Annotated in this window: 11 protein-coding genes and 1 tRNA gene; 6 read left to right on the forward strand and 6 right to left on the reverse strand. The window is 69.3% G+C overall.

Features of this window, described 5'->3' with window-relative positions; genetic code table 11:
• Positions 1 to 89: 89 nt before the first annotated feature.
• Positions 90 to 1,424, reverse strand: coding sequence for a M20/M25/M40 family metallo-hydrolase (locus tag ACFUEJ_RS19970; RefSeq protein WP_388031378.1), 1,335 nt, complete (start codon positions 1,422 to 1,424; stop codon positions 90 to 92).
• Positions 1,425 to 1,544: 120 nt separating this feature from the next.
• Between ACFUEJ_RS19970 and ACFUEJ_RS19975 the strand changes: the two genes are divergently transcribed.
• A tRNA-Leu gene (locus tag ACFUEJ_RS19975) sits at positions 1,545 to 1,633 on the forward strand.
• A gap of 66 nt (positions 1,634 to 1,699) precedes the next feature.
• On the opposite strand, the gene ACFUEJ_RS19980 is transcribed toward ACFUEJ_RS19975, so the two are convergent.
• Together ACFUEJ_RS19980 and ACFUEJ_RS19985 are read right to left on the reverse strand one after the other, a co-directional pair.
• Positions 1,700 to 2,629, reverse strand: a complete 930-nt coding sequence (locus ACFUEJ_RS19980; protein WP_065632191.1) for a mechanosensitive ion channel family protein — start codon at positions 2,627 to 2,629, stop codon at positions 1,700 to 1,702.
• A gap of 93 nt (positions 2,630 to 2,722) precedes the next feature.
• Entirely contained in the window at positions 2,723 to 3,985 is a 1,263-nt protein-coding gene (locus tag ACFUEJ_RS19985; RefSeq protein WP_388031382.1) for a M23 family metallopeptidase, read from the reverse strand.
• Between the two features lie 112 nt (positions 3,986 to 4,097).
• Between ACFUEJ_RS19985 and ACFUEJ_RS19990 the strand changes: the two genes are divergently transcribed.
• Positions 4,098 to 5,168, forward strand: coding sequence for a nucleoside hydrolase (locus tag ACFUEJ_RS19990; protein WP_388031384.1), 1,071 nt, complete (start codon positions 4,098 to 4,100; stop codon positions 5,166 to 5,168).
• Positions 5,169 to 5,172: 4 nt separating this feature from the next.
• A complete protein-coding gene (locus ACFUEJ_RS19995) occupies positions 5,173 to 6,123 on the forward strand; it encodes an LLM class F420-dependent oxidoreductase (protein WP_388031387.1) in 951 nt (316 codons plus the stop codon).
• 145 nt (positions 6,124 to 6,268) lie between these two features.
• On the opposite strand, the gene meaB is transcribed toward ACFUEJ_RS19995, so the two are convergent.
• Genes meaB through ACFUEJ_RS20010 form a run of 3 tightly spaced genes read right to left on the reverse strand, consistent with a single transcriptional unit; the run spans position 6,269 to position 11,486 of the window.
• A complete protein-coding gene (gene meaB, locus ACFUEJ_RS20000) occupies positions 6,269 to 7,267 on the reverse strand; it encodes a methylmalonyl Co-A mutase-associated GTPase MeaB (RefSeq protein WP_058250405.1) in 999 nt (332 codons plus the stop codon).
• On the reverse strand, positions 7,267 to 9,543 hold the full coding sequence (scpA, locus tag ACFUEJ_RS20005; RefSeq protein WP_388031389.1) for a methylmalonyl-CoA mutase: 2,277 nt from the start codon (positions 9,541 to 9,543) through the stop codon (positions 7,267 to 7,269). Before scpA ends, meaB begins: the two co-directional genes overlap by 1 nt.
• Complete coding sequence (locus tag ACFUEJ_RS20010) at positions 9,540 to 11,486, reverse strand: methylmalonyl-CoA mutase family protein (protein ID WP_137810565.1); 1,947 nt, start codon at positions 11,484 to 11,486, stop codon at positions 9,540 to 9,542. Before ACFUEJ_RS20010 ends, scpA begins: the two co-directional genes overlap by 4 nt.
• Positions 11,487 to 11,631: 145 nt before the next feature.
• On the opposite strand from ACFUEJ_RS20010, the gene ACFUEJ_RS20015 reads away from it, so the two are divergent.
• The 3 genes from ACFUEJ_RS20015 to ACFUEJ_RS20025 all read left to right on the forward strand — a co-directional run bounded on the left by ACFUEJ_RS20015 (position 11,632) and on the right by ACFUEJ_RS20025 (position 13,728).
• Positions 11,632 to 12,414, forward strand: coding sequence for a TVP38/TMEM64 family protein (locus tag ACFUEJ_RS20015; protein WP_058250402.1), 783 nt, complete (start codon positions 11,632 to 11,634; stop codon positions 12,412 to 12,414).
• A gap of 82 nt (positions 12,415 to 12,496) precedes the next feature.
• Positions 12,497 to 13,102 carry a hypothetical protein gene (locus tag ACFUEJ_RS20020; RefSeq protein WP_137810564.1) on the forward strand — a complete coding sequence of 202 codons (606 nt, stop codon included), beginning with the start codon at positions 12,497 to 12,499 and terminating at the stop codon, positions 13,100 to 13,102.
• Positions 13,099 to 13,728, forward strand: a complete 630-nt coding sequence (locus ACFUEJ_RS20025) for a hypothetical protein (RefSeq protein ID WP_388031393.1) — start codon at positions 13,099 to 13,101, stop codon at positions 13,726 to 13,728. Before ACFUEJ_RS20020 ends, ACFUEJ_RS20025 begins: the two co-directional genes overlap by 4 nt.
• The last annotated feature ends 6 nt before the right edge of the window (positions 13,729 to 13,734 follow it).

Consider the following 13,734-nt stretch of genomic DNA (forward strand, 5'->3'; position numbering starts at 1 on the left):
GTTTCGCGCGTCGGAAGAGTGCCGGTCACCCTCCGAACCGGTGCGCCCGGATCGGCGGGAAGGCCGTGCCGCCCACTGTAGTGGTGTGCTCAGCTGTGCCGCAGAAAGTGCTCGAAGACCTTGGTGCCGAACAAAACCGAATCGACGGGCACGCGCTCGTCGACGCCGTGGAACAGGGCCGCGAAGTCGAGTTCGGGCGGCAACCGCAACGGCGCGAACCCGAAGCACCGGATGCCCAGCTTCGCGAACGCCTTGGCGTCGGTGCCGCCGGAGAGCATGTACGGCACCGTCTTTCCCTGCGGATCGTGCTCGAGGACGGCGGCGTTCATCGCATCCACCAGGTCACCGTCGAAGGTCGTCTCGTAGGAATCGAGATGGGTGATCCACTCCCGCCGCACGTTGGGGCCGATGAGTTCGTCGATCTCCTTCTCGAACGCGGCCTGCCGCCCGGGGAGCACGCGGCAGTCGATGACCGCCTCGGCCTTCTGCGGGATGACGTTGGCCTTGTAGCCGGCCTTGAGCATCGTGGGATTGGCGGTGTCACGCAGGGTCGCGCCGATGATCCGCGCGAGGTTGCCCAGCTTGGACAGCGACGTCTCCAGGTCGGGGGCCTCGGGACTCAGGTCCAGGCCCGTCTCCGCACTGACCTCGGCCAGGAACTGGCTGACCGATTCCGTCATCACCAGGGGGAACGTGTGCCGACCGATCCGGGCGACCGCCTCGGCGACCTCGGTGACGGCGTTCTCGTCGTGCAGGAACGATCCGTGCCCGGCCCGCGCCTCGGCGGTGAGCCGCATCCACGCGAGCCCCTTCTCGGCCGTCTCGACCAGATAGAGACGTTTCTGCGTGCCGTCGGGCCGGTCGACGGTGAGCGAGAAGCCGCCGACCTCGCCGACGGCCTCGGTGATGCCCTCGAACAGGTCGGGCCGGTTCTCGACGAGCCAGTGCGCGCCCCACGCCCCGCCGGCCTCCTCGTCGGCGAGGAACGCGAACACCAGCTCCCGGGGCGGCACGGTGCCGTCTCGTTTGAACTGACGCGCGAGCGCCAGGGCCATTCCGGCCATGTCTTTCATGTCGACCGCGCCGCGGCCCCAGATGTAGCCGTCCTTGATGGCACCGGAGAACGGATGCACGCTCCAGTCGGCCGGTTCGGCGGGCACGACGTCGAGGTGGGCGTGGATCAGCAGCGCGCCGCGATCGGAGTCGGGCGGGCCGGCGAGGCGCGCGAACACGTTGCCGCGGCCGGGACGGCCGGACTCGACGTACTGCGTGGTGTAACCCACCTCCTCGAGCTGCTGGGCCACCCACTTGGCGCACTCCTCCTCGCCCTTGGTGGTCTCGGGCTCGCCCGTGTTGGAGGTGTCGAAACGGATCAATTGGCTGACCAGATCGACCACTTCGTCGGTCGCAGACTGTGAAGACACCCCTCACTCCTACGGGATTTGGGATACACGGGCAACCTCGGTTAGGGTTATCCCGCTGCAGCGAGACGGGGTCGAGAGACCACCGGCGGGAGATCGCCGGACGCTCACCGCGGCACGCAGGTCCGAGTGGCGGAATGGCAGACGCGCTAGCTTGAGGTGCTAGTGTCCTATTAACGGACGTGGGGGTTCAAGTCCCCCCTCGGACACCAGAACAACGAGAAGAACCCCGGCTCACCGCCGGGGTTCTTCTCGTTGTGCCGCAGGCGATCTCCGCGTCAGGGTGCGACCGAATCCGCGAGCGCCGCCCACGCCCGCGAGTACGGCAGATCGATCGAGTTCTCCACGAAGGCCCGCAGGATCGCCCGACGCAGTCGCCGCTGCACCGCCCACTGGCCGTTCGGTTTGGTCTTCACCGTCAGACGCAGGACGACCTGATCCGACGACACCTCCTGGACGCCGAGCATCTCGATCTGGCCGAGGATGTCGGTCGAGTCCTCCTCCACCGCGGTGCGGGCCGCCTCGTCGGCCACCTGCTGCGCCTTGTCGATGTCGGCGCCGGGCGCCACCGGGACGTCGACGCGCGCGACCGCGAACTCCTGGCTCATGTTGCCCACGCGGGCGATCTCGCCGTTGCGGACGTACCAGAGAGTGCCGTCGATGTCGCGCAGGGTGGTGACGCGCAGCCCCACCGATTCGACCTCGCCCACGGCCTCGCCGAGATCGACGATGTCACCCACGCCGTACTGGTCCTCGAGCAGCATGAAGACGCCGGTCACGAAGTCGCGCACCAGGTTCTGCGCACCGAAACCGATGGCGAGGCCGACGATGCCGGCCGAGGCGATGAACGGCGCGATGTTGACGCCGAGGACGCTCAGGACCGACAGCACCACCCAGACGAGCAGCACGATCGACACCGTCGACTTGAGCACCGACCCGATCGTCGCGGCCCGCTGTGCACGGCGTGCGGCGATCTGGGCGTTGCGCTCGGTGGAGGCCGACTTCGACCGCAGTCCGCGCATGAGAGCGGAGCCGCGGCCCGGCTCCCCGCCGGCGGTCCGTGGCCGGGTGGCGCGGTCGATGGCACGGTGGATCACGAAGCGGACGATCAACGCCACGGCCACGTAGGCGACGATGCGAGCGGGATTCTCGATCAGCCATTCGCGGTTCGTTTCCGTCCATTCGAAGGCAGAGTCCTGAATCGACATGGGTCCGACCGTACGGATGATGAGATCGTTGTCCAGTCGTGACCGACCCCGTGTTGGGTGCCGGTTGGGAGGTGGTGACGCCGGAAACCGTTGTCAGCCTGCGGTGAACGTGACGATGTTCTGATCGAGGATCATCTGCTTCTCGTGTGTGCTCTCCGTCACGCCGGGGGCGAGCCGCAACGGCACCCCGGTGGCCTCCGAGGCGTCGAACGCCGCATTGTCGACCACCCGGCCGGTGATCGTGAACTCCTCGGTCACGCTGGGCACACCCTGCGAGCCGAGGAACTCCGGCCCGTTCATGACGTGGACGTGCAGGTGCGGCGCCACCGAGTTCCCGGTGTTGCCGACCTTGCCGATGACCTCACCCCGGCGCACCCGGTCGCCAGGGGCGAAGCGGACCGACCCGGGTTGCATGTGCGCATAGTTCACGTAGAAGCCGTCGCCGATGTCGAGGACGAGGTTGTTGCCGTCGGCGTCGCCGATGGCGAGATCCGGCGGGAACGTCCCCGGTGTCTGCTCCGGCAGGTCGTTGCGGCTGGCGACCACCGTGCCGTCGGCGACGGCGAGCGCGTCATCGCCGAAGATCCGGTAGCTCGCCGGATTCTTCGCGTCGCCGACGAAGATCCGACCATCGGCACCGGCCTGCTCCCAGTCCACCGCGTACCGCTGGGCGAGGACCGGTGATCCGTTCAGTGGGAGAAGCGCGCGTGTGTGCCGGACGGCGTCGCAGCACGCGTCGGCGGCGATGTAGTGCTCACCGAGCAGGGGTGGTCCCAGGACCGGGACGGTTGAATCGCCCACCGTGACGGGCGCGAGGCGTTCGTCGACATCCCGCATACCCGGTCGCGCCGCGTCGGCACGCACGGAGATCTCGTGGATCAGCTGCTTCGGCGCATTCCCGGAGAAGGTCACGTGGAGGAAGAGGACGCCGTTCTGTCCCGGCGCCAGCACGTCGGAGTACCCCTCGGGTGCGCCCGGACCGGGCGGCACCGACGGGGCGCCGGTGGGCTTGAGCCGGTCGCGGACCCCGTTGTCGTCGAGTGTGAGCAGCGGTTCGCGGTCGGTGGTGGCGTCGAGCACCTCGACTCCGGCGACCGTCACCGGTGTGCGCCCGTAGTTGGTCAGCGAGATCTCATAGACGAGGTGGTTGTCGCCGTCGGAACCGGCGAACGGTGTCGGCGCGAACATCACCGACCCGACCACCGGTGTGACGACGGGAGCCGACGGCGTACCGCTAGCGCCGGCCGAACCACTCGTCGAGGAAGCCTCGGGCTCGGCGCTGTTCGCGCCGCACGCGCTCACCAGGAGGACCGCACCGGCACCCAGGGCGGCCAGCGTGTGTCGTGTCGGGGCCATCGGTTCCTCCGGGGCTCATCGGGCCGACGACGGTCCGCCCCGGCTGCCGTGAGCCTAGGGTCCCGACGGGGTGGTGGACCCGCGTTCGCAGCGGACCCGGCACAATTGTGCGGTGACCCAGCGCCTGTTCTTCGACTGCGACACCGGCATCGACGACTCACTCGCGCTGATCTATCTGCTCGCGCGCACCGATGTCGACCTCGTCGGAGTGGCCTCCACGGCCGGCAATGTGCCCGTCGATGTCGTGACGGCCAACAATCTCTCGTGGCTGGAGCTGTGCGGACGCTCCGAGGTGCCCGTCCACACCGGCCCGGCCACTCCCCTCGTCGCCGCGCTGATGACCACCGAGGACACCCACGGTCCGCTGGGCGTCGGACACGCCGAACTGCCGGCCCCGACCACGACGCCGAGCCATCTCGACGCCGCCGACGCCTGGATCGAGGCGTCGCAGGCGCACTCCGGCGAACTCGTCGGCCTGGTGACCGGCCCCCTCACGTCCCTGGCGACCGCGATCCGACGCGACCCGGACCTGCCGGCGCGCCTGCGGCGCCTGGTCATCATGGGCGGCGCCTTCCACACCCACGGCAACACGACGCCCACCTCGGAGTGGAATGTGGCCGTCGACCCGGAAGCAGCGGCCGAGGTGTTCACCGCCTTCGGCACCGCGGGCGCCCCGGAACCGATCGTCTGCGCGCTCGACCTCACCGAGTCGGTCGTCCTGACACCCGATCACGTGGTCCGACTCGCCGCCGCGGCCGGCAGCACACCCGTCGAGTGCCCGGACCCGACCGACGAACGCGGACTCCGTTCGGTCGCCGACAACGAGATCATCCGGCATCTCGTCGACGCGCTGCGGTTCTATTTCGAGTTCCACGACGATCACGACGAGGGTTACATCGCCCACCTGCACGACCCGTTCGCCGCACTGGTCGCGCTGGCCCCCGACACGGTCGAGACCCGCCCGGCGCGCGTCGACGTCGAACTCGCCGGGACGCTGACGCGGGGCATGACCGTGGCCGACGAACGCGCGATGACCGCGCCCGGACCCAACGCCCGCATCGCGACCTCCACCGACGTCGACGCCGTATTCGACGAATTGATCGAGACGATCGGCGCGTTCGCACGCAGTCGCGCACCCGAAATCGTCGGCACCGCGCCGGAGGAGTCCACCGGACTACTCTGAACGGGTGACTCGACTCGGTTACCAGATCCCGAACTTCACCTACCCCGGCGTCGCCGCCGACCAGTTGTTCCCCACCGTGGTCGCGCAGGCGCAAGAGGCCGAGAACTCCGGTTTCGACACCGTCTTCGTGATGGATCACTTCTATCAGTTGCCGATGCTCGGTGAGCCCGACGACCCGATGATCGAGTGCTACACCCTGCTCGCGGCACTCGCCCAGCACACCTCGAAGGTCCGTCTGTCGTCGCTCGTCACCGGCAACACCTACCGCAACCCGACGCTGCTCGCGAAGACGGTCACGGCGCTCGACGTGGTGTCGGGTGGTCGGTCCCAGCTCGGCATCGGGGCGGGATGGTATGAGCTGGAACATGATTCGCTCGGGTATGAGTTCGGGACGTTCACCGACCGGTTCGAGCGCCTCGAGGAGGCGCTGCAGATCATCCTCGGCATGCTCGCCGGCGAGGCACCCAGCCTCGACGGTGACCGCTATCGGGTCACCAACGCTCTCAATGTGCCTGCGCCGCTGTCGAAGATCCCGGTGATGATCGGCGGCGGCGGCGAGCGCAAGACGTTGCGGATGGTCGCGCAGTACGCCGACGAATCGAACCTGCTGTGCACACCCGCCGACATCCCCCGCAAACTCGACGCACTCGCCGAACACTGCGAACGACTCGGCCGGGACCGCTCGGAGATCACCGTGACCGTGCAGACGTCGGCGTGCGTGGCGCCGACCGCCGCCGAGGCGACCGCCGAGCTGGAGGCGTACCTGGAGCGCACACCGGCGGCCGAGGTTCGCCGCGGATCGACGATCGTCGGGGATCCCGACGAGGTGGCCGCCCGCTACGCCGAGCTGCTCGCGACCGGTGTCGACGGTGTCACGGTGAACGCTCCCGCCAACGGCCATGTGCCGGGGCGGGTCTCGCTACTCGGCGAGACGCTGGCACCGCTGTTGGCCTGATGCTCTAACCCCGGGGGCGCCGGGCCGCACCAGATGTCCGCGCCGCCGCCGGGATTGACGTCGCATGCGACCTCAGTCCGTTGACGCGACCTCGATCGAGGTCGCACGGACGGATCGAGATCGCATGCGACCTCGATCGGTGCACTCAACGCTCGTCGAACGCGTCCACGATCCGTTGCGCGGCGAGGGCCGGGGTCAGCGACCCGTCCCGCAGTTGCTGCTCCACGTCGCCGCGGATCCCGCGCACGGCCGGTGAGTCACCGAGCCGTGACAGCACGATGTCGTTGACCATCGCCCAGGTCCAGTCGATCTGTTGCTGGTTGCGGCGGGCGGTGAACTCTCCTGCCGCGGTGAGGGTCTCGTTGTGGCGTACCACGGTCTTCCAGAACTCGTCGACGCCGGTGTTCTCGATCGCGCTCATGGTCAGCACCGGCGGCATCCACAGCGCGTCGTGCGGATAGATCAGCTTCAGCGCGTTCTTCAACTCGCGTGCCGCGCTCTTCGCCTCGTTGAGGTGTTTGCCGTCGGCCTTGTTCACCACGACCACGTCGGCGAGTTCGAGGACACCCTTCTTGATGCCCTGCAACGAATCCCCGGTGCGGGCCAGGGTGAGGAACGTGAACGTGTCGACCATGTTCGCGACCGTCACCTCGGACTGCCCGACTCCCACCGTCTCGACCAGCACGACGTCGAACCCGGCCGCCTCGACGAGCACGATGCTCTCGCGGGTGGCCTTGGCCACGCCGCCGAGCGTGCCCGACGTCGGCGACGGCCGGATGTAGGCGTTCTCGGCCGTCGACAGCCGGCCCATTCGGGTCTTGTCGCCCAGTATCGAGCCCCGCGTGCGCGTCGAACTGGGGTCGACGGCGAGCACCGCCACCTTGTGGCCCAGCTCCAGCAGGTGCATGCCGAGCGCCTCGATCGTCGTCGACTTGCCCACCCCGGGGACGCCGGTGATGCCGACGCGGAACGACTTGCCCGCGTGCGGCGTCAGCTTCAGCAACAGCTCCTGGGCGGCGGCCCGGTGATCGGCGCGCTTGGACTCGACGAGCGTGATCGCACGCGCCAGATCGGCGCGGCGATCGGCCAGGACAGCGTCGGCCAGCGCGTCGACGTCGATGGGACGTCGCGGTTGGACCGCCATCAGTTCGCGGTCGCCCCGGGCAGTTCCAGGCCGAGGGTGTCGGCGAGCTTGCCGATGAGTTCCACGGCCGAGTCGGCGATGACCGATCCGGGCGGGAAGATCGCGGCGGCGCCGGCCTCGTACAGTTCGGCGAAGTCGCCGGGCGGGATCACGCCGCCGACGACCACCATGATGTCCTCGCGGCCGACCTCACGCAGCGCCTCCCGCAGGGCCGGGACCAGCGTCAGGTGCCCGGCGGCCAGCGACGACACACCCACCACGTGCACGTCGTTGTCGGCGGCCTGCGCGGCCACCTCCTCCGGCGTGGCGAACAGCGGGCCCACGTCGACGTCGAAGCCGAGGTCGGCGAACGCGGTCGCGATCACCTTCTGGCCGCGGTCGTGGCCGTCCTGACCCATCTTCGCGACCAGGACACGCGGCTGGCGGCCCTCCGCCTCGGCGAACTGGCGCACGGCCTCGATCGCCGCGTCGATGTTGCTCACCTCGCCCGCCTCATGTCGGTACACCCCGCTGATCGTCTTGATCTCCGCCTGATGGCGACCATAGACCTTCTCGAGTGCCTCGGAGATCTCACCGACCGTCGCCTGATGCCGTGCTGCCTCGATGGCCAGCGCCATCAGGTTGTTCTCCAGGCCACCCTCCGACGACGCGGCCGCGCGGGTGAGATCGGCCAGGGCCGCCTCGACCGCAGCCGAATCGCGTTGTCCGCGAAGCCGGTCCAGCTTCTCCAGCTGCTCGGCGCGCACCTTCGAGTTCTCGACCTTGAGGACCTCGATCTCCTCGTCGTCGGCGACCTGGTACTTGTTCACGCCCACCAACGGCTGCTGGCCGGAGTCGATACGCGCCTGGGTGCGTGCCGCGGCCTCCTCGATGCGCAGCTTCGGCAGGCCCTCGTTGATGGCCTGCGTCATGCCGCCGGCCTCTTCGACCTCGCGGATGTGCTTGCGCGCCTTCTGCGCCAGCTGATGCGTGAGCCACTCGACGTAGTTCGAACCGGCCCACGGATCGATCGGACGGGTGGTGCCCGACTCCTGCTGCAGGAGTAGCTGGGTGTTGCGCGCGATGCGGGCCGAGAAGTCGGTCGGCAGCGCGATGGCCTCGTCGAGGGCGTTGGTGTGCAGCGACTGGGTGTGACCCTGCGTGGCGGCCATCGCCTCGACGCAGGTGCGGGCCACGTTGTTGAACACGTCCTGGGCGGTCAGCGACCAGCCCGAGGTCTGCGAATGTGTGCGCAGCGACAGTGATTTCGCGTTCTTCGGACCGAACTCGGCGACGAGCTCACTCCACAGCAGACGCGCCGCACGCAGCTTCGCGACCTCTATGAAGAAGTTCATGCCGATGCCCCAGAAGAACGACAGTCGCGGGGCGAACTTGTCGATGTCCAGGCCGGCCTCGAGTCCGGCGCGGATGTACTCGACGCCGTCGGCGAGCGTGTAGGCCAGCTCCAGATCGGCCGTCGCCCCGGCCTCCTGGATGTGATAGCCGGAGATCGAGATCGAGTTGAACTTCGGCATCTTCTGGCTGGTGTACTCGAAGATGTTGGAGATGATCCGCATCGACGGCTTCGGCGGATAGATGTAGGTGTTGCGGACCATGAACTCTTTGAGGATGTCGTTCTGGATGGTCCCGGCCAGCTTCTCCGGCGGCACACCCTGCTCCTCGGCGGCCACGACGTAGAGCGCGAGGATCGGCAGCACCGCGCCGTTCATCGTCATCGACACCGACACGCTGCCGAGGTCGATCCCGTCGAAGAGCTGACGCATGTCGAGGATCGAGTCGATCGCCACACCGGCCATGCCGACGTCACCGGCGACGCGCGGATGGTCGGAGTCGTAGCCGCGGTGGGTCGCGAGGTCGAATGCGACCGACAGTCCCTTCTGGCCGGCCGCGAGGTTGCGACGGTAGAAGGCGTTGGATTCGGCTGCGGTCGAGAAGCCGGCGTACTGGCGGATGGTCCACGGCTGGTTGACGTACATCGTCGGGTACGGGCCCCGGATGAACGGTGCGGCACCGGGAACGGAGTCGAGCGGGTACGGATGTTCGGCATCGTCGAGGACGGCGTCGCGCTCGGCGCGCGTGTACACCGGCGTGACGTCGATCTGCTCCGGGGTGCTCCAGGTGACCTGGTCCACCGAATAGCCGTGCGCCGAGGCGAGTTCCTCGGCGACCGCGGCCGCGGCACCATCGGCGGTCGTCGCACCGGTGTCGTCCGATGTCAGACCGATTCCGGCGAAGTTCGGAATCGTCTGTGTCAGATCGGGTTCGGTCTGGGTCATGCCGTTGCTCCCGCCGTCTTCGGGGATGTCGAGACCAGCTGGTCGAGAAGGTCGCCGAGGGTGCTCACCGCATCGATGCCGACTCGCAGCGAACCGTCGGGACGGTCGTCGCCCTCGGGCCATTCCTTGTCCGGTCCGGCGAGGAGCACCGTCGACAGACCGGCCGCGCGAGCGGCCGCGAGTGCGGCGGGCCCCTCCTCCGCATAGCGCGCCTTGGTTCCGCAGAGGACCGCGATCGGGGTGTTCGCCCCGGCCACCGCGTCGCCGACCTTGTCCGCGGTCAGCGGGCCCGGGTTGACGACGGTGATGCCACCGGCACCCAGGAAGTTCGCGACGAACGTGGTGCGGCCGTTGTGTTCGGCGACACTGCCGAGCGGGATGAGCAGGATCGACGGCCGTTCACCGTGCTCGGCGAGCACGACGTCGGACCGGTCCCGCAGTTCCTCGAAGGCGCGTCCGATCCGCGCGAGGCGCGGCGTACCGGTGACGACGTCGGTGACCGCGGAGGCCGGGGCCCCGGTCGTCTCCGACAGTGCGCGCTCGTCGATGTTGGGGAACTCGTTGACGCCGGTGACCGAGATGCGGCGATGCGCGACCTCGGTGTCGCGGCGAGCGAGGGAGGCGTCGACCTTCTCGGCGATCCAGCCCGTGTCGAGCGCGACACGGTAACCGCCGGCGGCCTCGACCTCGGTGAACACCGTCCAGGCGTTCGTGGCGAGATCGTCGGTCAGGGACTCGACGAACCACGACCCGCCGGCCGGATCGAGGACGCGTCCGATGTTGGACTCCTCGAGCAGCAGCAGCTGGGTGTTACGGGCGATGCGTCGTGAGAAGGACGCGCTCGAGGTGCGCTTGTCCGCCGGGATGGTCGCGTCGTAGCCCAGGACGGTCAGCTGGTCGGCGCCGCCGACCCCGGCGCCGAACGCCGCGATGGTGCTGCGCAGCATGTTCACCCACGGGTCCCGCTGGGAGTACATCGACAGATCGGTCACGCCGTGGGTCAGCGCTCCGCCGACCTCGGGTGCGCCGACGACTTCGGCCACCCGAGCCCAGATCTTGCGCAGCGCACGGAATTTCGCGATCGTGGCGAATTGGTCGTCGTCGGCGGAGACGCCGAAGGTGATCTGACGCAGCGCGGCCTCGGGTGAGAGGCCGGCCGCGGTGAGATCACGGAGGTGGGCGACCGCGGCCGCCACCGTGAGTGCGAGTTCGAGGCCGTTGTCGGCACCGGCGGTGGCGAAGTCGCTGCCGTCCACCCGGAAGGTACGGACCCCGTCGGGCAGCCCGGATGCGGCGAGGGCCGTGGCCTCATCGGGATCGACGGTCGCCCGGCCCGAGAACGCGGCCGTCAGCGGCGACAGGCCGAAGGAGTGGACGGTGGCCGCCGTCGGAGCGGCGGCGACCGGAGCGGCCTGGGCCTTTTCCTTCAGGCCGAGCAGTTCGCGGGCCGCCGCGATGCCCTCGGTGCCCGCATCGAGCGTCACCGGCACCAGATCGAGGTAGACGCCGCGCAGCGCCGTCGCGAGGTCGGCGACCCCCAGCCCGTCACCGGGCCTGCTCACCGAGAGCCAGAGACCGCTCGTCCCGTTGGCCATCGCCTCCAGGATGAGCTCATTGAGGTCCGCCGCCGGCGTCGCGTCGTCGCCGAACCGTTCCGTGACGCGCCAGCCGGTGGTGACGTCACGCGCGGGGTCGGCGCCGCGGACGAACGGGAAGCGACCGGGGACACCGGGCTCGGCGAGTTCGTCGCGACGTGTGTAGAGCGGCCGGATGGTCAGCCCGTCGGCGGTGTCGGTCGAGAGCAGCGCCTCGGGTGTGTCGGGCAGCTCGTCGACGTCGACGCGTCGCGACTTCGCCAGAACGGCCGCGGCGGCCGTCGACCACGCCTGGTAGGCGTCGTCGAGTTCTGACTCGGGTTTGGGCTGGTCAGTTTGCTGTGGCATGTGGGGAAGCACACCTCCGTGAATGCACTGTGATGAGCGCGTACACGACACTAGCCGATCGCTCGCTCGGCTCGGCGTCGAGGTCGGCGTGACGTGGCGCACTCGGGGACCCGGTACACCGCTGGGCCCAGCGTAGAGTGTCCGGGTGCCCGATCGATCCGCTGTCAGCGAGGATGTCGCCGGCCCGACCGCGGCCGACGCGGAGATCGCGGACGCGGCGAGCGCCGGAGACGGTCACCCGCCGACGTCGGGCCGTCGTCGGGCCGATCGACGGATCCTGCGCCGGGCTCTCGTCGCCGCCGTGCTCCTCGCCGCCGTCCTGGCCGCGTCCTACTTCGTCCCACTGCCCTCGATCTCGAGCGTCCGCGACTGGGGCGCGGATCTGGGACCGGCCTTCGTGTGGTTGTTCTTCCTCGCCTACGCGGTCGTCACCATCGCCCCGATCCCGCGGTCGACGTTCACGGTGATGTCCGGGATCTTCTTCGGACCGCTGGTCGGTTTCGCGGGGGCGATGATCGCCTCGTCGGTGGCGGCGGTGGCAGCCTTCGTCCTGGTCCGCAGGGTCGGACGCGACCGCGTGCAGCCGTACCTGAAGGCACCGGTGGTCCGTGCCGTCGAGTACCGGCTCGAGCGTCGTGGCTGGTTGGCGGTCGGGTCGCTGCGGTTCATCGCGGCATGCCCGTTCTCGGTGGCGAACTACTGCTCGGCTCTGTCCTCGGTGCGTCTCGCGCCGTACGCGATTGCCAGCATCCTCGGTATGGCCCCCGGCACCGCGGCGGTGGTCATGCTGGGCGATTCCCTGACCGGTGACACGCATCCCCTCCAGCTCGCGGTCACCGGTGGCCTCTTTGCGATCGGCATCGCCGGTCTGGTGCTCGACTCCCGCCTGCCGGTCTCGTCGTCGAACGCGACAAGCGCAGCGACTTGATCCCCGAGGATCAAGTCACCCAGCGCGATCCCATCCAGCCAGGGGGCTTGATTCACCGCGATCAAGTGCATAGCCTTGAATGATGTTCGTACTCACCGTCGACCAACGCGGGAGTCGCCGCGACATAGACCGGGTGGACGCCATCCTCACCGCTCTCGCGACGGTCCAGACCGTACGGGCCTTCGAACGTACCGCGGGCGACGAGATCCAGGGAGTCCTCGCCGATCCGGTGACGGCCGCCCGACTGGCCGTCGAACTCACCGCCGAGGGTCACTGGAGTGTCGGCATCGGCACCGGACCGGTCGATGAACCTCTCCCCCCGTCCACCCGGGCCGGTCGCGGGCCCGCCTTCGTCCACGCTCGCGACGCCGTCGAGGCCGCCAAACGACAGCGGGTCCCCCTCTGTGTCCGCGGCCCGGAAACTCGCTGGTCCCGTCACGCCCAGACGGCCGGCCGTCTCATCGCCGATGTGATCACCGCCCGCAGTGCCGCCGGCCGGGAGGCGGTGGAGCTGATGCGCCGCGGCCTCACCCAGGTCGAGGCCGCCGCCGAACTCGACATCACGCCACAGGCCATGAGTCAGCGGCTGCGGACCGCGGCGTGGGATCTGGAATCCGATTCCCTCGGCCTCGTCGCCGACGCGCTCGCCGAGGCCGACCGACACAACCCGTCCGGAGGATCGGCATGACCACCGCAGCGATCACCCTTCTTCTCCTGACCGCACTGGCGACGCCGACCTGGGCGCTCGCGACGCGAGAGAAGCGCAACCACGCGCCGGTGTCCGTCGTACGCAGACTCGACGTCATCGGAGCCGTCGTCCTGCTGGTCCTGGCCGGGGTGACCGCCGTCCTCGCCGCCGTGGCCGCGCCCGCCAGCGGCTTCCTCGCCTCGGCCGTCCCGGTGGTCGCCGCGCTCGCGGCGGTCACCGGCGGCGGACCCGTGGTCCGGACGGTCCTCGTCGCCGGCGGTGTCGGCCAGCACCCGGGGCCCGGACCCGATCCGGAGGGGTCGCCGGATGACGGATCCGGGGACGACACCGACGCGCCCGACTCCCCAACGCCCGCCCCGACCGACCCGGCCGAAGCCGGGCCGTTGCGCGGCGGCCGGGTGATCGGATACCTCGAACGCCTCGCGGTCGTCACCACGTTGATGGCGGGGTGGCCCGAAGGCCTCGCGATCATCCTGGCCGTGAAGAGCCTCGCCCGCTACCCCGAGCTGCGCGCCCCGCATGCGGCCGAGCAGTTCATCATGGGCACCTTCGCCTCGGTGATGTGGGCGGTCGGCATGGCGGGCGTCGAGCACCTCATCCGCTGAGCCGTT

It is taken from the genome of Gordonia sp. NPDC057258 (assembly GCF_042668985.1).
Classification (GTDB): Bacteria; Actinomycetota; Actinomycetes; order Mycobacteriales; family Mycobacteriaceae; genus Gordonia; species Gordonia hongkongensis.